This is a genomic window from Thermosporothrix sp. COM3, assembly GCF_059696735.1.
On record NZ_AP019376.1, the window covers coordinates 7,318,483 to 7,342,381 of the forward strand.

The 23,899-nt window shown below is 53.3% G+C and carries 18 protein-coding genes; 5 read left to right on the forward strand and 13 right to left on the reverse strand.

Annotated elements, in window-relative coordinates:
• The first annotated feature begins 453 nt into the window (after nucleotides 1-453).
• The gene (locus KTH_RS31330; protein WP_111321469.1) at nucleotides 454-1,410 is read left to right on the forward strand and encodes an ABC transporter permease; all 957 of its coding nucleotides are present in this window, start codon (nucleotides 454-456) and stop codon (nucleotides 1,408-1,410) included.
• A 134-nt stretch (nucleotides 1,411-1,544) separates the two neighbouring features.
• On the opposite strand, the gene KTH_RS31335 is transcribed toward KTH_RS31330, so the two are convergent.
• The 5 genes from KTH_RS31335 to KTH_RS31355 are packed head-to-tail and all read right to left on the reverse strand — an operon-like array spanning nucleotide 1,545 to nucleotide 6,426.
• Complete coding sequence (locus KTH_RS31335) at nucleotides 1,545-2,381, reverse strand: ABC transporter ATP-binding protein (RefSeq protein ID WP_111321468.1); 837 nt, start codon at nucleotides 2,379-2,381, stop codon at nucleotides 1,545-1,547.
• Nucleotides 2,382-2,394: 13 nt separating this feature from the next.
• Entirely contained in the window at nucleotides 2,395-3,432 is a 1,038-nt protein-coding gene (locus tag KTH_RS31340) for a FecCD family ABC transporter permease (protein ID WP_497622804.1), read from the reverse strand.
• Nucleotides 3,425-4,474, reverse strand: coding sequence for a FecCD family ABC transporter permease (locus KTH_RS31345; RefSeq protein ID WP_111321465.1), 1,050 nt, complete (start codon nucleotides 4,472-4,474; stop codon nucleotides 3,425-3,427). Before KTH_RS31345 ends, KTH_RS31340 begins: the two co-directional genes overlap by 8 nt.
• A 5-nt stretch (nucleotides 4,475-4,479) precedes the next feature.
• Entirely contained in the window at nucleotides 4,480-5,460 is a 981-nt protein-coding gene (locus KTH_RS31350; RefSeq protein WP_497622806.1) for an ABC transporter substrate-binding protein, read from the reverse strand.
• A gap of 15 nt (nucleotides 5,461-5,475) precedes the next feature.
• Nucleotides 5,476-6,426: a ferredoxin family protein gene (locus tag KTH_RS31355; protein ID WP_497622808.1), complete on the reverse strand. Its 951-nt coding sequence runs from the start codon at nucleotides 6,424-6,426 to the stop codon at nucleotides 5,476-5,478.
• 251 nt (nucleotides 6,427-6,677) lie between these two features.
• Between KTH_RS31355 and KTH_RS31360 the strand changes: the two genes are divergently transcribed.
• Nucleotides 6,678-7,589 carry a phosphotransferase family protein gene (locus KTH_RS31360; RefSeq protein WP_497622810.1) on the forward strand — a complete coding sequence of 304 codons (912 nt, stop codon included), beginning with the start codon at nucleotides 6,678-6,680 and terminating at the stop codon, nucleotides 7,587-7,589.
• Nucleotides 7,590-7,639: 50 nt separating this feature from the next.
• On the opposite strand, the gene KTH_RS31365 is transcribed toward KTH_RS31360, so the two are convergent.
• Nucleotides 7,640-10,024 (reverse strand): heavy metal translocating P-type ATPase, encoded by a 2,385-nt coding sequence (locus KTH_RS31365; protein WP_497622812.1) that lies wholly within the window; start codon nucleotides 10,022-10,024, stop codon nucleotides 7,640-7,642.
• 48 nt (nucleotides 10,025-10,072) lie between these two features.
• The gene (locus tag KTH_RS31370) at nucleotides 10,073-10,549 is read right to left on the reverse strand and encodes an ArsR/SmtB family transcription factor (RefSeq protein WP_111321456.1); all 477 of its coding nucleotides are present in this window, start codon (nucleotides 10,547-10,549) and stop codon (nucleotides 10,073-10,075) included.
• A gap of 287 nt (nucleotides 10,550-10,836) precedes the next feature.
• On the opposite strand from KTH_RS31370, the gene KTH_RS31375 reads away from it, so the two are divergent.
• Both KTH_RS31375 and KTH_RS31380 read left to right on the forward strand, forming a co-directional pair.
• Nucleotides 10,837-11,466 carry a TetR/AcrR family transcriptional regulator gene (locus tag KTH_RS31375; RefSeq protein WP_497622814.1) on the forward strand — a complete coding sequence of 210 codons (630 nt, stop codon included), beginning with the start codon at nucleotides 10,837-10,839 and terminating at the stop codon, nucleotides 11,464-11,466.
• A 138-nt stretch (nucleotides 11,467-11,604) separates the two neighbouring features.
• On the forward strand, nucleotides 11,605-14,838 hold the full coding sequence (locus tag KTH_RS31380; protein ID WP_497622816.1) for a bifunctional cytochrome P450/NADPH--P450 reductase: 3,234 nt from the start codon (nucleotides 11,605-11,607) through the stop codon (nucleotides 14,836-14,838).
• A gap of 51 nt (nucleotides 14,839-14,889) precedes the next feature.
• On the opposite strand, the gene KTH_RS31385 is transcribed toward KTH_RS31380, so the two are convergent.
• Nucleotides 14,890-15,540, reverse strand: a complete 651-nt coding sequence (locus tag KTH_RS31385; protein WP_497622818.1) for a zinc ribbon domain-containing protein — start codon at nucleotides 15,538-15,540, stop codon at nucleotides 14,890-14,892.
• A 323-nt stretch (nucleotides 15,541-15,863) separates the two neighbouring features.
• Here KTH_RS31385 and KTH_RS31390 point away from each other — a divergent pair, with 323 nt between their 5' ends.
• Nucleotides 15,864-16,427 carry a DUF305 domain-containing protein gene (locus KTH_RS31390; RefSeq protein WP_497622820.1) on the forward strand — a complete coding sequence of 188 codons (564 nt, stop codon included), beginning with the start codon at nucleotides 15,864-15,866 and terminating at the stop codon, nucleotides 16,425-16,427.
• 34 nt (nucleotides 16,428-16,461) lie between these two features.
• On the opposite strand, the gene KTH_RS31395 is transcribed toward KTH_RS31390, so the two are convergent.
• From KTH_RS31395 to KTH_RS31415, 5 genes are all read right to left on the reverse strand, one after another.
• Nucleotides 16,462-17,667 (reverse strand): sigma-54-dependent transcriptional regulator, encoded by a 1,206-nt coding sequence (locus tag KTH_RS31395; RefSeq protein ID WP_111321444.1) that lies wholly within the window; start codon nucleotides 17,665-17,667, stop codon nucleotides 16,462-16,464.
• Complete coding sequence (locus KTH_RS31400; protein ID WP_497622822.1) at nucleotides 17,664-18,980, reverse strand: sensor histidine kinase; 1,317 nt, start codon at nucleotides 18,978-18,980, stop codon at nucleotides 17,664-17,666. Before KTH_RS31400 ends, KTH_RS31395 begins: the two co-directional genes overlap by 4 nt.
• Before the next feature lie 208 nt (nucleotides 18,981-19,188).
• Nucleotides 19,189-20,202, reverse strand: coding sequence for a cytochrome d ubiquinol oxidase subunit II (gene cydB, locus KTH_RS31405; protein ID WP_497622825.1), 1,014 nt, complete (start codon nucleotides 20,200-20,202; stop codon nucleotides 19,189-19,191).
• A gap of 16 nt (nucleotides 20,203-20,218) precedes the next feature.
• Complete coding sequence (locus KTH_RS31410) at nucleotides 20,219-21,622, reverse strand: cytochrome ubiquinol oxidase subunit I (RefSeq protein ID WP_111321438.1); 1,404 nt, start codon at nucleotides 21,620-21,622, stop codon at nucleotides 20,219-20,221.
• Nucleotides 21,623-21,873: 251 nt separating this feature from the next.
• Nucleotides 21,874-23,898 (reverse strand): PAS domain-containing sensor histidine kinase, encoded by a 2,025-nt coding sequence (locus KTH_RS31415; protein WP_497622827.1) that lies wholly within the window; start codon nucleotides 23,896-23,898, stop codon nucleotides 21,874-21,876.
• Nucleotide 23,899: the final 1 nt, after the last annotated feature.

The window sequence follows — 23,899 nt, forward strand, 5'->3', positions numbered from 1 at the left end:
AGCGCTGCGGGAGCGGGTAACCGGTGTCTGAGCAAAGAGGCGGCGTTTCATTTTTAGCGCATCCGTGATATACTCTGTGTTATATTCTTGACCATTTCTTATCGAAAGATCCCTCTGTTATGATGGAGATAGGAAGTGGTCGTGAGCAAGCCTCCCTCTTGCTCTTCTATATCAACCTCATTTGAAGAGGTGCCTATCCTAATAGAAAGATTATCGCACTATCATCATGGAAAGAGCGAAAAGCCTGTATTCCATGAATGGTAGGTAAAAGATAATCAAACATCAGCGAAGAGTCACAATCAGGGCTGACGTGTGGCAGCATGTTTTTCTTGGCGAAAGGCGCGCACCCTCGGGCGTCTCTCTTGAGAGAATCTTGAGCTTGCATGCGTATATACAATAGAGCACTGTCAGCCGAGTTAACAAAAAGCTGATAACTATCACAAGGAGATAGGGATGGTCCAATTTCTTATTAAACGCCTGATAGGTTTCCTATTTGTCGTTCTCTGTATCTCTTTCATCACATTTATGATGGGGAGACTTGCCCCGGGTGATCCTATCAGGAACATGATGGGTCAGCACCAGGATCCACAGGTCTATCAGCAGCTCAGACACCAGTATGGGCTGGATAAGCCAATCCTCCAGCAGTATGTTGAATATATGGGCGGTGTGTTGAAGCTGGATTTCGGTCTCTCATATCAGGAGATCGGGCGCCCGGTATCTGAAATGATTGTTCAGGGTATCCCTGCTTCTGCCGAACTGGGCTTCTGGGGCTTCCTGCTTACGATTTGTGTCGGGCTTCCTCTGGGAATTCTTGCAGCGCTGAAAGCAAACACCTGGATAGATACGCTGGTGGTTGGTCTTTCACTGTTAACGTGGGCGCTGCCATCTTTCATCCTCGCAGTATTTGCTCAGGTCTTCATTGTCTGGCTGAATAAAGCCGGTTTCCCCTGGCCTGTCGCGAACTGGGGTCAACCCTGGCAGTATGGATGGGAAGACTTGCAGTATAAAATTGTGCCGATTGTCGTATACGCGGCTTTGAGCTTTGCTGGCTTTGTACGCTATGCCCGTAGCACTATGCTGGAAGTGCTCAGACAGGACTATGTCCGTACGGCACGTGCGAAAGGAATGTCGGAGCGAGTTGTTATTTATCGTCACGCGTTCCGCAACGCTTTGATTCCTCTGGTAACGCTGATCGGCGTTTCTGTTGGCTTCCTGATTACAGGTTCCTTCTTCATCGAGCAGATCTTCAACATCCCTGGCATTGGTAGCATTGGTCTGAACGCGATCAATAACCGCGACTATCCGGTGATTGTTGCAGCAACCCTGCTCTTTGCTTCCTGTGCTGTGGTCGGTAACCTGATCTCGGACCTGCTGTACTCGGTTGTTGATCCTCGGATCAAGGTCGAATAATATATCGGCGGAGAACGACCATCCAGAAGAAAAAGATGCCTCTTTGTACTGGCTCCCGTTGTGGGAGCGCCTGACAAAGAGGCATTTATTCTTTTCTCTATTTTAGATATCCTGATTTATGGATCTTTCGATCTTCAGGAGACGCTGACCTTTGGGGGGATCGTCCGCATGACACAGTTATCGCAGTTCGTGCGTCGCATGGATGGGACACAGAGCGGGGTGCCGGTCAGAGGATCGGCAATCAGACGACACTCAATGCCAAAGGCTCCGCGTACCAGTTCTTCTGTTATCACTTCACAGGGATCGCCTGAAGCGACAATTGTTCCTTTCTGAAGCACCACGATGTGATGAGCATAGCGGCAAGCCTGGTTCAAGTCGTGAAGAACCATGACGATGGTGCGTCCCTCTCTGGCGTTCAGCTCGTCCAGCAGATCCAGAATTTCGACCTGGTGCGCGAGATCCAGATAGGTTGTCGGTTCATCAAGCAGCAGAATCGGCGTGTTTTGTGCCAGCGCCATCGCGATCCAGACCCGTTGGCGCTGGCCGCCCGAGAGATGCTCTACCTGGCGTTCAGCCAGTTCGGTCAGATGGGTGGTTTCCAGAGCCTTCTGTACCATCTCCTCATCTTCCTCTGACCACTGCCGATACCACGTCTGATAGGGGTAACGCCCCTGGGCTACAAGCTCGCGAACCGTCATGCCCTCGGGAGCAACAGGCGATTGTGGCAGAATGCCCAGACGCCGTGCAATCTCTCGGGGAGGGAGATGAGCGATTGCGTTTCCATCAAGATAGGCTGTGCCCCCGGTTGGCTTCAACAGGCGTGAGAGTACTCGTAAAAGTGTTGTTTTGCCGCTGCCATTTCCTCCGACCAGCGCGGTAATTTTTCCTGTTGGGATCTCTACATTTAAATCTTCAAGTACTCGAACTTTGTCAAAGGCAACGGTGATATCCTTTGCTTGCAGTGCGCTCATCAAGAAAAACCTCCTATAGATTGCGGCTCCTGAGTAATAACCAGATAAAGTAAGGTGCGCCGATCGCGGCTGTAATAACACCGCAAGGAACCTCGATAGGAGCGAATAACACGCGTCCCAGGAGGTCGGCGAGTGCGACAATCAAAGCTCCGAGCAGAGAGGCTGTCGGAAGCAGGCCGTTATGTGAGGGACCAACCAGCAACCGCGCGATATGGGGGGCCATTAAGCCAACGAAGGCGATGGTCCCGGCAGTTGCGACCGAGCTTCCAGCCAGCGCTACTGCGGTGATTAACAGAATCAGGCGTAAGCGTTCGATATTGCTTCCAAGTCCGCGGGCCAGATCATCACCCAGATGCAGAGCATCAAGATGACGCGCCAGGAAAAAGGCCAGCGGTAGAAAGATTACCAGCCAGGGTACCAATGCCCAGAACTCACCCCAACTGCGCCCGTAGATGCTTCCTACCAGCCAGACCAGTGCCTGATTGACCCGAAAGATCTCCGAGGTGGAAATCATGATCTGGACCAGCGCTGAGGCGATTGCGGAAAGGCCGATACCCACGAGAATAAGACGAATAGGCGAGCTGCCTTTGCGCCAGGCCAACAGGTAAACAAGCAGTGCTGCCACACCCGCCCCGAGAAAGGCAGCCACGGGAACGAAGGTAATCGAGATCCAGCTTGCAAAAATAATGAGGCCGACGGCGGCTAAACTGGCTCCGTGACTGATACCAATGATATCAGGAGAGGCCAGCGGGTTGCGGGTTAAGCCCTGTAAAATAGCGCCCGAGGCGGCGATTGCCATGCCCACAAAAATCGCAATCAGGGCTCGTGGAAGCCGGAGCCGCATGATGATAAAGGTGAACCGTTTATCTCCTGCGCCAAAAAGGGTCGCAAGCACATCCGGTATCGAGATCTGAAATTCACCGACACTGATAGAGATAACCGAGACGGCCAGGATCAGTACCAGCAGGATCAGCAACACCAGTGGCACGTTTCTTTTGACGCGAAACGACAGGGGAAGCGCTTTTGAGCGGAAGACGAACCAATCACGCATTCTCTTTCCCCTTTCTGGCGTTTTGCTGTCTGACCAGCCAGATCAGGACGGGGGCACCGACCAGTGCTGTAATTGCGCCAACCGGGGCTTCTCCAGGATGGAAAATAATGCGAGCGACGATATCCGAGAGCAGCAGCAATAACGCGCCATATATCATGCTATAGGGAATGATCCAGCGATACTCAGTGCCTACCAGTGCCCGGACAATATGCGGAATCACCAGGCCGACAAAGCCGATTGGCCCGGCAATGGAGACCGCACCACCTGCAAGCAGGACGATTGTTGCAGCGGCGACCAGTTTGATCGCGCCAACCCGTATCCCCAGGCCACGGGCAACGTCGTCACCCAGACTGAGAATGGTTACTTGCTTGCTGATGATGAGAGAGATAAGTAGACCCACTGCCATATAGGGAAGCGCTTGCAGGAAGAGGGACATGTTGCGTCCGGCAACCGCGCCCGCCAGCCAGAAACGGACCTCGTCTAATGCGCTTTCACGAATAGTCAGGAAACCCTGTGAAAGCGATGAAAAGAGCGTCGAAATGGTAGCGCCGGCAACGACAAGCTTGATGGGTGTCATTCCCTTGCGTCCAAGTGAGCTCAGGAAATAGACCAGCAGTCCGGCTCCCGCCGCGCCGAGCAGTGAGAACCCCGAATAAATCTGAAGCGAGGTTCCACCCATAAAGAAGGCAACGGCTACAACCAGGAACGAGGCCCCGGCATTGACTCCCATTGTGCCTGGTGAGGCCAGTGGGTTGCGTGTGACTGCCTGCATTAATGCACCAGCTACTGCCAGGCTTGCCCCGACACAGATCGCAATTAACGTTCTGGGAACACGGATATCTCGAATAGTGTACTGATCCGGGGTTCCGCTAAAGGCGAAGAGCGCGTGCAGAACGGTCGAAAGATCGATGTTCGCGGAACCGATAGCGAGGCTGGTGAAGGCAGCGAGTGCAAGCAGCAATACTCCCAGGAGTAAACCCGGGAGCGGCTGCTTACGAAATGGTCCATTCTGGATTGTTGTTAAGCCTTTACTATAAGCCATAGAAACTACTTTGCTAGATAGGTGAACAGGTCGTCTATGACCTTGTCTGCCGCACCAATGCCAAGCCCGAGAGCCCAGATGTCGTCGGAGACACGATAGACGCGCCCGCTTTTGACTGCCTGGAGCTGTTTCCATTGTGCCTGATGTGTCAACTCCTCAAGCCGATCCTCGCTGTTTCCATAGTTCATCAGGAAGATCACATCACCATCCATGTCTTTGATGCGCTCATAGCTGCTGTCCTCAATAAAGAAGTCGTCTTTATCCTGAGCCGCAGGGCGTGGCAGACCAGCATCTTTGAGCAGGGTACCGACAAAGGATTTATTTTGATAAATACGGACCCGATCAGAGAGAACGCGCACCATTGAAACATGGGTGCTGGATAGTTTGGCTCCCATCTTCTGCTTGAACTCGGTCAGGCGCTGATTGTATGCATTCATCAGGCGATTGTATTCGTCTATCTTGTTCAGTGCCTCAGCCTGGAGCTTGAAGTTCTCTTTCCAGGGTGCGCCGACGGTTTCAGTGAAGACGGTAGGCGCAATCTCGGAGAGCTCTTTATAGATCTTCTCGTGGCGAACTTTGCTGCTCAGGATCAGATCAGGAGAGAGAGACATGATCTTTTCCAGATTTGGCTGTGCGATCGTCCCAACAAGCGTGATAGCTTTGGTCTTGTCACCCCAGTAGGTCAATAGTTTTCCATCCGGGAATGCGGAGACCGCACCAACAGGCGTAATACCCAGTGCAATGGCGTTGTCAAGCTCACCTGTGTCCAGCACTACGACCCGTTTGGGATGGGCTGGCACTTTGGTTTCACCCATTGCATGTTTGATGACCCGGTCACCGGTATCGGTGTTGGAGGCGTTGGTATTGGCGGATTGCCCTCCACAGGCTGAAATAAGAAGAGAGAAGAGACAAAATAAGAGCGCCAGACTATGAAACCGCCAGTTCGGAAAACGATGTCCTGCTGTGGCGGATAGATGCCTCAACATAATATATAGAAACTCCTAAGCAAAGTGTAATGCGAGCCGTGATGGTGAATGCATGGTTGGCAGAAGCACATCATGCTTCTGAAGCCGTGTATAGGTGATGCGGTTCTGGTGCATTCCTTTGCAGGTAGAGAAGCAGGCAACATTCTTGAGCTCAACGGACAGGGTGAGCATATGAATGCTGTGGTCTGTATGAGAGGAGAAGGTCACGGTATAGGTATCCGTTTCTACCTCCTGAATATCTACCAGCTTGAAAGCATTCAGCGCCGTGGACCTCGTTTGGGCTCGCAAGAAGCAATCCGCCGCCTGTGCGATAGGACTGTAGCAGGAGCGCCCCCGCAGCTTTGGGATATAGACCTCACCATTGCGATAGGCCGCGACAATGTGCGGAAGCTCACTGATGGTGACACGTGCATAGTAGAGCCCGTGTGGGAAACAGACGAGATTGGCTGCGAATTTGTCTCCGCCCACATGTGAGGTTTGCCACGCCTGAGCGCCAACCAGTCGTGTCAGTTCGTTATAGATTGGCATTCCGAACTTGGCGCAGCAGTGGTCATGCTTACCGTGGGTGCAGACAAGAAAAATAGGATCTTGTGAGAGATAGGAGTCATATGATGCGTGACCGGAAAGAATTGCCGAGAAATTAATGGAGAGCAGATCTTCATAGCTTCCGAGCTGGAACTTGTAGACTGCTTGCCTGCCTTCTTGTGCGATGACAAAGAAGCAGGTAATGGTTTTCTGAATTCGGGTGTTCTGCCTGATAAATTGGGTGCGAAAGCGCGGGTAGGCCTCTTTAAGCGAGGCAATCCACCCCTTGACCGATTCCGGGAGGGCGCTGTCTTCAACCGCATAATAATTCCAGGGCCCTGTGTATTCAAGCAACAACCACGCATCGATATGAACGGCGGTGCCGATAAAGGGTTCAGCCGCTTCTCGTGAAATCTGAGCGCAAAATCTTCTCTCTATCACTGTCAAGCTCCTGGGCTTTTGCTTTCTTCGAGTAAGGCTTTTGCGTGCTCACTTCGGGGCGCTAAAACCTTACTATTTTAGTCGGATATTAGCACACCCTAATTGCATTCGTCAAGAGGCCGTGGTTTTTGCCTGTCTGAATATACACATTTTTCAATATAATTATAGCAGGGTTTTGAAGGTGTTGCTTGCCTGTGGTAGAGTGGGGTGCAAGAGATAGGACAATATAAGCGAGAGGAGCGCGTTGTTTGATGAAGAGCGAGTTTGCACCTGAAGAACTGGCAGCCCTTGCAGGAAAGTGGCTTTCGGAGGAAATAGAGGCCATTCAACCAGTGCGATCGGGGCAGGTCTCGAAGGCGTTTATCGTGTCAACGAAGGGCGGTCCGGACTATATCCTGCGTGTGAACGAGCAGGCGATCTTTTTTCAGCGCGATGCCTGGATCTATCGGCGTTATGCACACACGGGGATTCCTGTACCGGAGGTGATCGCGCTTGAGGAGCGGGGGGACTTTGCCTATGCCATTTCGCGAAGGATGCCCGGCCAGATGCTAATGGAGTTGCCTGAGGCTGAAGTGACACAACTGCTTCCGCGCATGATCGAGATGTTGGACCGTATTCATCATTGTGATGTCAGTGAGAGTCGTGGCTATGGTCCCCTGGATCGTGAGGGGAACGGGATGTTTGCGAGCTGGACGGACTATTTGCTCTCGGTGAATCAAGGGGAGCAGGCCGAACGAATGGAGCGGGCATATCGTACCACTTGCCTGGATCGTGGGCTATGTACCCGGCTCTATGAGAATATGAGAGCGCTCAGCACCTTCTGTCCTCAGGAACGCTATCTGATTCATGGAGACTATAGCTTTGATAATGTGCTGACCGAGGGCGGCGAAATCAGCGCTGTGCTTGATTGGGGGAGTGCCTCCTATGGTGACTACCTGTTTGATGTCTCATGGGGCTCATTCTGGGATTTTGGCGGGAGTTTCTTTCAGGCCTTCAAGGATTACTCGCAATTCTGCAAGACTCCCATTCCAACTCTTGAGGAGCGGATACAGTGTTATCATTGCTATATCTCGCTGGTGGCGTTGCTCTTTTTCGCGGAACGAGGACAGACCGACGTTTATCAGATGTTGAAGCAGGCTATTCTTACCGAGCTCTCCTTGTAGACTACAAAGAGGGCCCTGTCTTTTGTGCCAGGGCCCTTTGTTTTCTTCCTTCAAGAGCGGGACCGAAGCAGAAGTAGACTATGCGCGATTACCAGAAGTGCGGCCCCTGTATCTGCCAGAATGGCAAGCCAGAGATTGGCAATACCGGCAATGGTCAGCAGCAAGAAGACGGCTTTAATGACCAGCGAGAAGGTAATGTTGACGCGAATGGTTCGCATCGTCGCCCGACTGAGTCGCAGCAGAAATGGCAGCTTGCGCAGGTCATCGGTCATCAGAGCCACATCTGCGGCCTCTAAAGCCGTATCACTTCCTGTTGCCCCCATTGCTATCCCGACCGATGCTTTCGCCAGCGCCGGGGCATCGTTGATACCATCCCCAACCATTGCGACCCGCTGATAGCGCTCGTTCAGTTGCACGATAGCCTTCAGCTTCTGCTCTGGTAAGAGATTTGCCGCGACATCGGTCACACCAACAGCACGCGCGACGGCCCGGGCAGTGCGCTCGTTATCTCCCGTTAACATTGTGGTCGCCGCAATTCCGGATTGATACAGATCTTGCAGTGCTTCGGCGGCCTCCGGGCGAAGCTGGTCAGCAACGGCGATCAGGCCAGCCGGCTGCTTTTCTACACCAACAATCAGCACCGTTTTACCGGCTTCCTCCAGCGCGATCACACGTTGCTCAATGGTTGGTTCGAGGGGCGCAAAGAGCGCAGGTTTGCCAACCAGAATGGTTTGCTGTTCAACCAGTGCCTGTGCACCCTGACCAGGGAGCGCCTGAAACGCTTCTGGCTCGTTCCAGTTGAGCTCACGAGCCTTTGCCTCTTCCAGTATGGCGCTGGCAAGCGGATGCTCTGAATGTATCTCAACAGCGGCGGCCAGTTGTAACAGTTGCTCCTCTGAAAGGTTGCTAAGCGGTTCGACATCGGTGACTGCCGGACGGCCTTGTGTGATGGTACCCGTTTTATCAAAGGCAATAGCTTTCAGGCTACTCAAGATCTCAAGGAAAGCACCACCTTTGATCAGGATTCCAGCGCGAGAGGCGCGGCTGACAGCCGACACGATTGCGACTGGCGTTGAGATGACCAGTGCGCAAGGACAGGCGATTACCAGCAGCACCAGCGCACGATAGAGCCAGGTAACAAAGGGTTCCTGTAGCACCACTGGCGGAATGACGGCCAGGAGCACAGCAAAGATAGCGATAGCGGGCGTATAGTAGTGGGCAAAGCGATCAATAAAGCGCTGAATGGGTGCTCGCGAGCCCTGCGCCTCTTGCACCAGCGTGATGATCTTCGCCAGTGTCGAATCTTGCGCGTATTTCGTCACCTGTACTTCGAGCGAGCCATGCTGGTTAATCGTGCCCGCATAGACTTCATCACCGGTCAGCTTCTCAACCGGGATGCTTTCGCCGGTAATGGGAGCCTGATTGACCAGGGTCATGCCCGCACTCACCAGGCCGTCGGCTGGAATGCGTTCTCCCGGGCGAATAAGAATCGTATCTCCGGGCTGTAGCTGTTCTACCGGGACACGACGTTCTCCCGCTGACGTTCTCAGGGTTGCTTCTCGTGGAGCAAGGTCCATCAATGCATGTAGCGACTTGCGCACGCGGTTCATTGAGCTTTCTTCCAGCATCTCGCCCAGAGAGAAGAGAATCACAACCGCAGCCCCTTCTTCCCACTGCCCGATGATGCCGGCTCCGATAACAGCGATCGTCATCAGAATGTTGATATCCAGTGTCCTGCTGCGAACCAGGGCAAAATAGCCGCTACGGGCAACACGATATCCACCAATAATGATTGCTAGAATGAAACAAATCGTGCTTGCCAGCGTGGGCGCATTGAGGTAGGGGAGCAGAAAACCGATGACCCAGAAACTGGCGGCGGCGGCTGTTGGGAACCAGAGCTGTACACGCTGCCAGAGAGCCAGCAGGCGTGAGGGAGTGGACTGGATGGCATGCTCTTCATGGGTGTGTTCTTCGCCACAGGCGCAGCCGATATGCTGATGACTTGCTTGCTCTCCCTGAATGCCGAAGCCTAGCTCACGCACGCAGCGCGTAATCTGGGCGGGTGTACAGCGTTCTCGATTATAGGCAATAAGCGCCTGCGCGTTCGCAAAGTTGACTTGAGCATGGAGGACGCCGGGCAAATTCTGAATTCCTCGTTCAAGCGTACGGCTGCACTCGGCACAATCAACGCCAGTCAACTGAAGCTTCTCATGCCGAATGGCCGGGATAAGTTTTTGCTGTGCGGCGAGAAGCAGCGTTTGCAGTTGGGTTGGCGTGGAGCGCTGCGCATCATACGCTATGTTCAGATGGCAGCCACAATCTTTCAATGTGACTTTCTTGACTCCTGTCATCTCCAGAAGGAGAGATTGCACACAGTCTTTGCAGGAATCGGCTCCTAGAGAGGCAAGGTCAAGCTCAGTTGTTTGAATTGCCATACTATTTCCCCATTCTACGAAAGGAGTATCCTTACGGCTGCTGAACTTTTAACGAGCAGGCGTCTCCTGCTCAAATAATGCCAGTACTTTCCCCAGTCCTTCGTGCTGCTGGCCGTTATCATCGCGTACGTGATTGAGACAGACCAACAGCAAGGTCCGAATATGGGCGTCGTCCAGGCTATAAAAGACCTGTTTTCCCTGTCTGCGGCTCTTTACCAGCCGGAGTTGACGTAAAATACGCAAATGCTGTGAAACAGAGGATTCGGAACTTCCGGTGATCGCTGCAAGGTCGCAGGTGCAGAGCTCCTGTTTAAGCAAGCTGTATACAATTTTGACGCGGCTTGAATCGCCCAGAGCCCGAAAAATTTCCGCAACCTCGAAGGCGGTTTGTTCTTCAATCAGCAGTTGCCGCCCTCGCTCCACGCGCTCTTGATTTGCACCGTGGACCTGGCATTGTTCTGCTTGCCGGGAGGCGCGAGCCTTGCGTTTTGGCTGATTGGGCTGGTCTTCCAATGGACTATTCATGACCTTGCTCCCTCGATGAAACGCTTAAACGATTTAACAGTTGCTAAATCGTTTATACCACAAAAATAGGTTGTTGACAAGGGGGCGATCAGGCAGAGAGTGTCGGAAGGTGTGGTATAGGAGGGCATGTCGTGCGTTTTCAGACATTTGTATGCTTGCTGACTTCTCATTGAGATGTGCTGATACAAGAGGGAAAATAAAACTGCTTCTCTGAATTTCTGCCTGTCCCTCGCGCCTCTTGAAAAGATACTCTTGACTTTTTGCAAAAATGAATTATAATTCAGTTTATGAATGAAGATTCAGTTTCTGGAAAACGCCGGTACAGTCGGCGCAGAGCACGGACACGTGCTGAAATACTGGCAGCGGCGCAAGAAGTCTTCGCGTTATGCGGCTATCATGATGCGAGCATTGCTGAAATCGCTGAAAAAGCGGGTGTCGCGGTAGGTACCTTTTATCTCTATTTTCGCGATAAAGATGAGGCCTTCACCACCGTGCTCCGAGAAGGATTCAGCGAAGTGATGCAGCACGCCACGGACGCTCTTCGTCAGGACCCGAAAGGACCTACACTGGATGCTCTTATTCGAGTCATATTACAGCTCGCGTATGAACGACGTGCCCTGTTCCGGATTGTGCTGACAGGTGAAGAAGCCATATCCAGCATCTATACTGCGAAGAATCTGTTATCGCAACTCATTCTGACAACGCTTGAAGACATTCATCGGCGACAAGCGGTGCAGGGATTTGACCTGTCATTGCTGGCACATCTGATTACAGGGCTTGTGATTCAAAGCGTGATGTGGTGGTTTGAAAATGAGGTTCCTGAGCCAGATGAGATGACCGATCAAGTGGTGCGGCTGCTACGTTTCGGCCTGCCGCCACACGTCTTTTCTGCACAACTTCGCACCGAAAAGCCATAAATGTTTTTACCTGTCCAGAAGGCTTGACCGAAAGCATGGCCCTTGCACGCTCAAGCCTCTCCAATTCTCTTAATAAAAAGAAATACGTGTTCTGTTTTACTTTCGATGTTCTCCAATCAGGCAAGGAGCAGAGAAAATATGCATATTGTTGAAAAGCAGGGAACGGTACCTATTCCTCGACCGCCCGCGAAACCGTTTGTAGGGAATCTGTTTGATGTTGATGGCGAGAAGCCCATTCTTGGTATGATGGAGCTGGCGCGCAAATATGGTCCAATTTTTCAGTTAGAGGTGCCTGGGAGAAGCCCCGTAATCGTTTCTGGCTTTGAACTGGTGGATGAGCTCTCGGACGAAAAGCGCTTCGACAAGAAACTGTCCGCGCCTTTGCGCAATGTCAGGGAGTTCGGCGGTGATGGTCTGTTTACCGCAATGACCCAGGAACCAAACTGGCGAAAGGCGCATAATATTCTGTTGCCGAATTTCAGTCAGCGAGCGATGCAGGGCTACTTCCCGATGATGCTTGATATTGCTGAACAGTTGATGGAGAAGTGGGAGCGCTTGAACGCCGATGATGATATTGATGTCCCCGGTGATATGACGCGCCTGACGCTCGACACCATCGGCCTGTGTGGCTTTGACTATCGCTTTAACTCCTTCTATCGAGAAGATATGCATCCGTTTGTTGATGCCATGGTCCGCTCGCTGACCGAAGCAATGGTCCGCTTACGGCGGCTTCCCTTGCAAGATAAATTGATGGTGCGGGAACATCAACAGTTCCAGCGCGACATTGACTTTATGAACGCGATGGTAGATAAGCTCATCAGGGAGCGCAAGGAGAGAGGCCCACTGGAGAACGGGAAAAAGGATCTGCTCAGCTATATGCTGGAGGGAGTCGATAAGCAGACAGGGGAACGGCTTGATGATATCAATATTCGCTATCAGATCATCACGTTCCTGATCGCCGGACATGAGACGACAAGCGGCCTGCTCTCCTTTGCGCTCTACTTCTTATTGAAGCATCCCGATGTACTGGCAAAGGCCTATGAGGAAGTGGATCGTGTGCTTGGCCCCGATCCGACAGTCTTGCCGACATTTGCGCAGATTAACCAGTTGCACTATGTCTCGCAGATCCTCAAAGAGGCACTCCGGCTCTGGCCGACTGCTCCCGCGTTCTTTGTCTATCCGTATGAAGATACGATAATCGGTGGCAAGTACTTCCTGCCAAAAGAGAAGGAAATCACGATCCTGATTCCGATGCTGCATCGGGATAAGAGTATCTGGGGTGAGGATGCGGAGAGCTTTAACCCCGAGCACTTTAGCCGTGAAGCGGAACAGAAACGCCCGGCCAATGCCTATAAGCCCTTTGGCAATGGTCAGCGGGCCTGTATTGGTCGTCAATTCGCGATGCAAGAAGCGACACTGGTGATGGGGATGCTCCTTCAGCGCTTTGAACTGATCGATCATCTGAATTACCAGTTGCGGATTAAACAGACCCTGACCCTGAAACCAGAGGGGTTCCGCATGAAGGTGCGCAAACGAACAACGCATGCGGTGCAGAGTCCGGTCGTGCAGATTGAACAGCCTCGGATTGAAGCAAGGCCGAAGACAATCAAGCAGCATAATACGCCATTGTTGGTGCTCTATGGCTCGAATCTGGGCACTGCCGAGGATATCGCACAGCATATTGCCGAGGACGGCACCGCGTACGGCTTCCGTACTTCTGTTGCCGGGCTGGACGAGTATGCCGGGAAATTGCCCCGAGAAGGCGCTGTTGTGGTGGTGACGGCCTCCTATAACGGTACGCCTCCTGATAACGCCGTCGAATTCTGCCGCTGGCTGGATGAGTATGCTCACGACGGCGAGCTTGATGGCGTTCGCTATACCGTCTTTGGGTGTGGAAACCGCGAGTGGGCCGCGACCTTTCAGGCGATCCCGCGAAAGCTTGATGATGCCCTGGAGCGTTATGGGGCGAAGCGGCTGTATCAGCGTGGTGAGGGCGATGCCAGCGATGACTTTGATGGTCAGTTCCACCAGTGGTATCAGGGGCTCTGGAAAGCGCTTGGTGAGACGTTCTCGCTCGAAATGGACGAACAGAGCCGGAGCGCTCAGGAACCTCTTTTTGAGGTTGAGGTCCTCTCAGACGTGCAGGCTCCTAACCCGTTTGTAGCCTCATTTGGAGCGCTGCCGATGCGGGTACTGGCAAATCGGGAGCTTCATACAAAAGATGGTCCGACGCCCTCGGAGCGCTCAACCCGCCATATAGAACTGGCACTTTCCGAGCAGGTATCCTATCGTGCGGGGGATCACCTGGGCATTATCGCTAGAAATCACGATGCCCAGATCAGGCGCGTGGCCGCGCACTTCCAGCTTGATCCGGAGGCAAAAATCCGGTTGCGTAAGACCGATACGCGTAAAACGCATATTCCGGTCAATGAGCCGATCCGTGTCTATGACTTGCTGGCCGATTATGTCGAGCTGCAAGACGTCGCCACGCGCTCGCAGCTCAAGCGGCTGGTCGAATATACAGAATGCCCGCCCGAGAAGATGCAATTGGTTGCTCTTTCGGGAGACGATGAGACCAGCGCTGCGCTCTATCGTTCGGAAGTGTTGCTCAAGCGAAAGTCGCTCATTGACGTGCTTGAAACATATCCGGCCTGTACGTTACCTTTCTCGATCTATCTGGAAATGCTGGCCCCGATTCGGCCACGGTACTACTCGATCTCCTCATCTCCGTTACAAGATCCGAGTCGTTGTACCATCACGGTTGGAGTTGTGCAGGGTGAGGCAAAGAGCGGCAGCGGTGAGTACCTGGGAGTCTGCTCCAATTATCTCAAGCGGATGCAGGAAGGCGATACCGTTTACGCGTTTGTGCGGGATAGCAAGTCGGCGTTCCGGCTGCCTGAAAGCCCTGAAACGCCTCTGATTATGGTAGGACCAGGAACCGGTCTCGCGCCATTCCGCGGCTTCTTGCAGGAGCGAGCTGCGCTTCAGGATGAAGGAAAGAACGTGGGACCATCGCTGCTCTTTTTCGGCTGCCGTCATGCGCAACAGGACTTCATTTATGAGGATGAATTGAGGGAGTTTGAGCGACGAGGCCTGACCTCGCTCTCGGTCGCTTTCTCGCGTGAATATCCAGATAAAAAGGTCTATGTGCAGGACAAGCTGAAAGAGCGGAAGCAGGAAGTATGGGACCTGTTGCAACAGGGCGCTGTTGTCTATGTTTGTGGGGATGCAAATAAGATGGCTCCAGATGTCAGAAGGACGTTCATTGCGCTCTATCAGGAGAAGATGGGGGTGAGTGCTCAGGCTGCGGAACTGTGGATGCAGCAATTGACCGAGCAGAAGCGCTATCTAGTTGATGTCTGGGGAAGTTAAATTCTTTTCGCTCTTGAGCCGGAGGGGCTGCCATGCAGGCAGCCCCTTTTTTTATTTCTTGGAGGCTGGAAGTGTTGTGCCGCATTTCGTGCAGAATGCCGCATCCGCCTTGACCGCTGCGTGGCACTGTGGACAATGTTGCTGCCGCACAGCCAATGGCTTTCCACACTGGGAACAGTAGAAATCATCGTAGTCATTCTCGGCATGACAGTTGCTACATTCTAGCTTTCCATGTGGGGCCTGCTGAGGGGCAGGCTGCGATTGTGGATGAGGCTGTGTATAGCCCTGCATGTGCGGAGGTACCGGACCGATATGTACGTCTGACCGATGTTGCAGGATAATGGAGTCTAGCGTTGAGACAATCTGGCTTTCCAGCGAAGCCTGACGCAGCACGCCGGCCCCGGCTGTCAGGAAGAGCGGCCAGAGGAAGAGTCCCATGACACCGATGGCTGCTTTATCGATCCATTGTCCCGCTCCGATGGCTGCTACAATGCCCCCGGGTGCGCTCCTGAGCGTAATGGTTTGGGCTGCCTGCATACCTATCAACGCTTCAAGATCGCCTCCCTTGCGGATTTGTACAATCATCTGTTCGCGATTGCCGATCCGCTGTGCCTGATATCCCTGGGCATGAAAAATAGCCTCTACGTCCCTTGCGATGCGTTCAATATCGAGATCACGTGCTTGATAGAAGCGAGTTTCCATTCTATACAACCTCTCGTTGTTCTATATCACTTTTTAGATGAGAATTGTTGACAGAATAATTACGATGCAGGAGACATTTTGTTCGAGAATAGCAGGAGCCTCTCTTCTCTTTGCAACGAGCCCGAGATGGGCGCTCATCTTTTGAGGAGGAAGGGGCTGGTAGAGAGTGAGGCAAATACAGCATTGGTGTTGCTTTTGCTACGGTTTGGGATGGTTTTTATGCTCAAATCAGGGTTGTTTTTGCTCTTTTTTGGATGCGTGATACGCTCCCCTGTGTGCGCCGAGTATGCGGCAATGAATAAACAGATAGAGGTGACAAAAAGATGAAGCGTTTTTCTCTTGTTCTTCTTGGTGTTGTACTGGCAGTCCTGCTGGCGGCTTGTGGTGGCACATCACAGGAGGGTGCTCCTCCGGGAAGCAGTAACGCGCCCTTTGATGCGAAATTCATCGATGGTATGGTGAAGCATCATCAAGGAGCGATCGATATGGCGAAGGAGGCGCAGCAGAAAGCAGAGCATCAGGAGATCAAAAATCTGGCGAACTCCATTGTGACCGATCAACAAAAAGAGATTACCGAGATGCAGAACTGGCGCAAGCAGTGGTATCCGGGGCTTGCCCAGACCAACGGGCTTGATATGCATATGGGAGAGATGAAGATCTCTGATGATACCAGCAAGCCCTTTGATCAGCGCTTTTTGGCCGCGATGATCTCTCATCATCAGGGGGCGATCGATATGGCGAAGGAGGCGCAACAGAAGGCAGAACATCAGGAGATCAAAAACCTGGCGAACTCCATTATCACGGCCCAGCAGAAGGAAATAGATCAGATGAAGCAGTGGGAAAAGAGCTGGTATGGGCAATCGTCGGAGGGAGAACAACATCACTAGGAAAGGTGGGGGAAGCACTTTCCCCCATGCTTTTTCAATCTTCCAGGTGGTATTTTTCAATGCGGTAGAGCAGTGTATGGCGTGTGAGCCCGAGCAGCTCTGCCGCTCGAGTTTTGTTGCCGCCGGTGCGCTCCAACGCCTGACGAATGAGCGAGATTTCCACTGCTTCCAGATTGAGTCCCTCCAGTGGCAGGCGGATCGGCTGATCAGCCGGCGGAGCCTGGCGCACCCGCTCCGGTAGATGCCCTTCAGTAATGAGTGCACCCTGCGCCAGCACCGCAGCTCGCTCAACCACAAGCCGGAGTTCAGCAATATTACCGGGCCAGGCGTAATGTTCCAGTACCTGAAATGCTGTCTGTGTGAATGGTTGCCGGGTGAAGTGCTGAACAAGCAGCGGGATATCTTCCCGGTGGTCGCGCAGTGGCGGTACTGGAATGGTTGGCAGGTGTTGAAATAGCGCCAGAGGGCGTTCACTGGTCAGCAACAGGCGCGGGCGTGTGGCTGGTTCTGTCGCTGGAAAAAGGCGAATAAGCGCTTCTAAGGCGGGCTCAGCGAGTGTATGGGCGTGACGAAGAAGGAGCGTCCCTGCTCCCACCAGCATGCGCCCTCCTTGCAGGAGCTGCTGAAGTTGTGCCTCTGCAAGATGCTGAAGATCCAGCTCGACGATAGGCGCTTCAAAGCGTGTGCTGAGTTGATGAGACCAGCGTGCAAGATGGGCTTTGCCGCTCCCCTGCTCACCGAGGAAAAGGAGATCGGGGGTCAATCGTGTGAGCGAGCGAATCTGTTCTACAGCCTGAAGCCAGCGCGGATGACTTCCGACAGGCTCCTGAGTGGTTTTCCTCAGATTACGCAGGTGGTGTACCTCGGTTTGCAGAGCCTTCCGCTCAAGCGCGCGCTGAATCTTGAAGTGTAATTCTTCGATATCGAACGGTTTTCGCAGGTAATCGGCGGCGCCTAACTGCATGGCCTCGACGGCGCTGGCAACAGTGCCATAGGCCGTCAGCATAAGGACCACTACTTCAGGCCAGCGTTCACGTAGTTTGCGCAGCGTTGCCAGACCATCCATCCCTTTCAGTTTCAGATCCAGCAACACAAGCTGGTACGTACGTTCGGCCATCTTCGCGAGGGCTTCCTGTCCGCTGGCGACGCTTTCGGGCTCAAATCCGGTGGTACGAAGTGCCTCGGAGAGGATCCAGCGCATATTTGCCTCATCATCCACGATTAACACATATTCGCTCATGGTTGCTCCTTCTGTAGAGGAAGGCAGAGCCGGGCCCGGGTGCCACCTTCTGGTCTCTCTTCCAGCTCAATGCTTCCCTGATGATCAGAGACAATACGTGCGACCACTGCCAATCCCATCCCTGTTCCCTCATCGCGAGTAGTAAAAAACGGGTCAAAGATGCGCCCCTTAATCGTGTCAGAGATGCCAGGACCACGATCACAGATCGCAAAGCAGAGCGCTGTATCTGCCTGTTGCGCAGAGAGGGTGACGGTCTGTCCCGGTGAACTTGCCTGAATCGCGTTGAGCAGGAGATTCAGCAGGGCCTGACGCAAAAGCTCGGTGTCAGCAGAAATGATAGGCAGGTTGTCACGCCGCTCGATCTCTAGCAAGATAGAGTGTTGTTCCGCGTAGGGCTGACAATCCTGAAGAAGCTGTTCCAGGAATGGCCCAGGCGCAACTGCTTCCAGAGAGAGTGAGCGCGGGTGCGCATATGAGAGTATCTCACTGATCAGACGATCTATGCGGTCTGACTCGGTGGTGACGACCTGAGTATAGCGTGTAACCTCAGGTATATTCTGCAAGCGTGTGGCGAGCAGTTGCGCCGTTGCTCGCAGGATGCCAAGTGGGTTACGGATCTCGTGGGCCAGCCCTCCTGCGAGTCTTCCCAGTGATGCCTGACGTTCTGCCTGACGAATCTTCTCCGCAAGCCGTCTCTGCTCGCTGAGATCCTCGATCGTAATCACATCACCCAGGGCGCTAGACAGGGTTGAACGATGGATGCCGAGGGCGCGGCCCTGCCACTGACACTCACTGTAGCCCTGCTGTATGGGATAGGGGAAATCATGCACTTCTTTACCAATCAGGTGAACGGCTGCCGGGTTCTGAAGTGCTATCTTTCCGGTGGGCTCGATGGTTGCTACTCCGATGGGCAAACTGGCGAGAATTCCGTCAATGTATGTCCGCATGCGGAGCGCTTCGCGGCGTTGCTGCTGCTGCCTTGCAGAGAGAATTCCTGCCAGAAGCGCGACTCCATAGAAGAGAATCAGTTCAAGGATGTTGTCAAGCAAAGAGTCGGAAGTTTCATGAGAGATAAAAAGCATATAGGGTAAATGGAGAGCAGTGACAAGCAAGGCCGTAATCAGCCCGCCCCTGACTCCCCAGAGCACCGCGGCCATCGCGATCGGGAGAAAGTAGAGGCTCCGATAGACAACATGATAGGGAACCAGGTGGACGCTGGTCAAATAATGGAGGGCCGTGATGGCTGCCAGCAGGAGTAGCACACCGGCCAGAAGCCAGCAGTTTCGTTGTTCGTTTGGGCTCAGATGTCTCATCGCTGCTCATCCTCTCTCTGAGATATGCTCTCTCTTTGCAGCATAGCAAGCAATGGGAGAAGGTGCAACCGTTGTTGAGGCAGGTTAAAAGCGGCGCTTTTGGTGTGCAGGAAATGCCGCAGAAGTGAGGCATATGCCACAAGAAGAAAAGAGGGCAGGTGTAGAAGCGGACCTGCCCCCCGGGCTTTAGTCAGAAGGTGGAAATGTGTTAGTAGCCTGCTTGCTGATGGACCGGCGCAATGCGTTTACGAAAAACCCAGTAGTTCCAGGCCTGATAGATCAACGTAAACGGAACCAATGTCAGGGCAATCCAGCTCATGACGGTTAAGGTGTAGGGGCTCGACGACGCATTGTAGATGGTCAGGTTCCATGCCGGGTTCAGACTGGAAATCATCACGTTCGGGAAGAGCCCTTGAAAGACGGTCACCGTCATCATTACAATGGTGACGGCCATCATGATAAATGCCATGCCACTGCGCTCTTTCCAGAGAAACAGACCGCTGAGTACAAGTGCCAGCGCCAGAAGCCCCATCCCGAGAAGCGTGACCGGGCTATGCTGGAATGCCGGGATTGTCAGCAGTCCGGTGATCGCAAAGGCCAGCGTGACCACAACGGTGGGCACCCAGAGCAAACGCGCAACAGTGAGGGCACGGTGATGCAGGTAGCCGTTTGTTTTCAGGCTGACAAAGACCGCACCATGAAGCAGGAACAGGATCACAAAGAGCACGCCACCGAGCAAGGCATAGGGCGACAGCAGATCCCAGAAGCTTCCCACATAGTTCATCCGGGCATCGATGGGAACACCCCGAATAATATTTGTAATCGCGACACCCCATAGCAGGGCCGGAAGCAGGCTTCCCACAAAGATCATCGTATCCCAGAAGCGCCGCCAGCGCAGCCCGGGCATCTTGTTCCGGTACTCAATCCCGATGCCGCGCAGGATCAAACCAAGCAGCATCAGTAACAGTGCCAGATAAAACCCGCTGAAGAGGGTCGCATACCAGTTCGGGAAGGCGGCAAACATCGCGCCACCGGCGGTCAGGAGCCAGACTTCGTTTGCATCCCAGAAAGGTCCGATAGTCTGAAGAATGCAGCGGCGTTCGGCATCATCTTTACCCATGAAGGGTAGCAACATCCCGACGCCGTAGTCGAACCCTTCAAGAAAGAAGAAGCCTGTAAAGAGAACGCCGATCAGAATGAACCATAATACGTTGAGCGTCATCAGATATTACCTCCTTCTAACTGAGCTTTGGGGCCAACAGGATGTGTTCATTGGGCCTGGACTGCTCTTTCGGGGTGATCGGCGTTTCATCTTCGAGCTTATTGGCATAACGGCTCAACAGGAAGACATCGACCCCTGCCAGCACACCGTAGAGCAAGGTGAAGGCAATCAGCGAGGTAAGCACTGAAGCCGCGCTCACCGTTGGCGAAACTGCTGAGGCGGTCTGCAACAGATTCTGGACGACCCAGGGCTGACGGCCCACCTCTGCCATGATCCAACCGGTCGAGTTAGCGATATACGGCAGGGCCAGCGCAAACAACAGAACCCACAGGAACCAGCGATGTTTTTCCAGACTCTTTCGCTTCATAAAGAAGAGGGTCAACAGCGAAAGGACGATCATGAGGATGCCAGCAGCAACCATCGCACGGAAGGTCCAGAAGGTCAGCGCAACGGGCGGGATATAATTGCCCGGACCATAGGTTTGCTCATATTGGGCCTGCAATTCATGAATGCCCATGACCTGACCGGAAGGCGAGTTATAGGAAAGCAGTGAGAGGCCAGCGGGCACCTCAAGCGAGAACGTATTCTTTTTGTTGTTTTCATCGATAAAAGAGAACAGCAAGAACGGAGCAGGGTCTTCCGCATGCCAGAGCGCTTCGGCAGCAGCCATTTTCATGGGCTGCGACTGCACTTTGTACTGTGCCTGCATGTGTCCTGTGCCTGCGACAAGTATGGTTGCGATAATGGCAACTGGCAGAGCTACTTTGATCGAGGTGCGGAAAAACTGTTGTTGCTTTGTTCGGCGCAACAGTTGATAGGCGCTAATTCCCAGGACAAAGAATGCGCCTGTGGTCAGTGCGCCAAGCACAACGTGCGGAAACTGGCTCCAGAGATTCGGATTGCTGACCAGAGCGACAAAATCATGCATCTCAGCGCGGCCATTATGCATTACAAAGCCGACCGGGTTCTGCATGAACGAGTTCGCAGTCAGAATCCAGAAAGAGGAAAGCACGGTTCCAATAAACACCAGCCAGATCGAGGCAGCAAGCACCATTTTGGGGAGCTTATCCCGCCCAAAGATCCAGAGGCCGATAAAGGTTGATTCCAGAAAGAAGGTGAGCAGCGCTTCGATTGCGAGGGGCGCGCCGAAAATATCACCGACAAAGCGCGAATAATCGGACCAGTTCATGCCGAACTGAAATTCTTGAACGATCCCGGTGACCACGCCCATCGCGAAGTTAATGAGGAAAAGCCGCCCCCAGAATGTCGCCATACGCTTATAAAGCAGGTTGCCTGTGCGAGCATACATTGTTTCAATAATGGCAACAATAAGCGAGAGGCCGATTGTCAAGGGGACGAAAAAGAAGTGATAGACCGTTGTTATTGCGAATTGCCATCTGGCAAGAGTGAGTGCATCCATAACCTCAATACCTCTTTAAACGTCGAAAAACCTGACCGGTTCTATACGCAGGGAGAAACCTCCCCTCTCCTGTGAAGAGCGGATCATTTCTCTTAAAATGCGACTGCTGGCTGAGAAATTCATCTCCTGCCAGATACTATAGGTGTGAATACTCACGGAGCGCTCTCAAATGGAGATGAGGGTCTCACAGTTCGGTCACATCCGGGCAGGAAAAGGGCCGGGAGTATTGCATCTGACTCCCGACCTGTCTACTAGTTTGCTGAGGTAGTGGGTGGAGACGTTTCTTCATCCCGGAGGCTGAGTAGCGGGAGCGACATAAAGAAGGTTGAGCCAACCCCCTCTTCTGACTCAAACCAGAGCTGCCCTTTATGTCGTTCGACAAGCTGGCGACAGAGATAGAGCCCCAGACCGGTTCCAGTGATGCCCCAGGCTTGAGCGTTATCGGCGCGCATAAAACGGCCAAAGATTTGCCCCTGCTGTCGTTTCGGGATACCTATGCCACGATCCTGCACGCTGACAATCGCGGTTTGCTGCTCTGGATTGGTGCGCACTTCGATCCAAATAGGGCCACCCTGTGGGCTGTATTTGATGGCATTCTCGATCAGATTGGTTAAGACCTGATCGATGCGCTGTGGGTCCATATAGACAATGGCCGCGGGCGTATGCAGATGTACTTCGAGTTGGTGCTGTGATGTTGTCTGTTGCAGGTGCGAAGCGACACGCTGTACCAGCGCATCCAGATCTGTGGCGGTGCAGTGCAGAAGGAGACGCCCGGCTTGCAGGCGTGTCACATCAAGCAAGCCATCAGTCAGGGTTACAAGGCGCTCGGTTGCCTGCTTAATGTCTTGCAGGGCGTCCTGTTGCCAGTCGGCCAGAGGTGCGCCATGGCCGCGTGCGGACTGGACCAGCAGCGTATCTGCATAGCCCATCAGGACCGCCAGCGGCGTGCGTAGCTCATGTGCCACAATCCCGATAAACTCATCTTTCAAATATTCGGCTTCTTTTAAGGGGGTGACGTCCTGATAGACAACAATCGCAAGTTGCTGCTGCTCCACGGACTCAGTGTCGGACTGGAGCAGAAATGAAATATCTGCCTGCTTTTTCCGCACAGGGATCGCATTTACCAGAACGGGGAGGCTGGTCCCGTCAGGCTGGCGGATGGTTTCCTGATGATACAGGATGGTTTCGCCTTTCCGGACAGCGCGAAGCGTGGCGAAGGACGAAAGAGCCATCTCTTGCTGATTTGCATCGAGCACATGGATATTATGCTGCTTCAGAAAGTCCTCCATCGGCTGATCTTGCTTCCAGTACGCGCCCCACATTCGATGGGTGGCCCGGTTCGCGAGAAGCAGACGCGCTTTCGGCCCATATACGATCTGGATACCGTTTGGCAGGGCGTCGAGCACTTCGCGCAGGAACGAGAGCCGGGCCAGCGTCTCGGCATGCACTGCCTGTTGCTTCTGTTCCTGGCGATGGCGTTCCGTCACATCGCGGTTAATTTCCAGGACGGCGCTTGGCTCATTGGTTGCCTGATCGCGGACAAGTACCTGACGGCTTTCAACAATAAGCATATTGCCGTTTCGGTCACTATGAATCAGCTCGCCTTCCCACTTGCCCTTCTGTTCGAGATCATCATTGACTGTTGCTTTCCCATCCGGGAAGCGCGTTTTCAGCAGTGTGTTCGCGATACGCCCCAGAGCCTCTTGTGTGGACCAGCCATAGAGTCGTTCTGCTCCATGATTCCAAAAAAGTACACGCCCGATGGGGTCACGAATCAGAATAGCGTCGTAGGCTAGATTGATGATCTCGCTCTGTCGTTGAATCTGCTGAAGCTGCTGCATACGCTCACGCTGCGCCCGGCGCTGTGCAGTGACATCGCGAATGGCAGCAATCACGTGCGGTTGGTCGTCAAGCTGAAGTGGACGCAGGCTGATATCAACAGGAAATTCGGAGCCATCTTTGCGAGTGCCATAGAGCTGCAATCCCAGTCCCATCGGGCGCGTTCTGGGAGCCTTTGAATAGTGCTGTCGGTGCGCAACATGAAGTTGTCGGAAGCGTTGTGGGATCAGCTTCTCAATAGTTTGTCCCTGTAACTCGGCCTGGGTATAGCCAAATATTTTTTCAGCCTGCTTGTTTACCAGAACAATGGTTCCCTGTTGGTTGACGATGACCAGTGCATCTGGGAGCACATCGAGCAGGGGGCCGAGCTCTCTGGATGAGATGCTGATTGTTCCTTGCTCGGAAAGGGCAGAGGAGCCCTGGTTCTCTTCAGACATG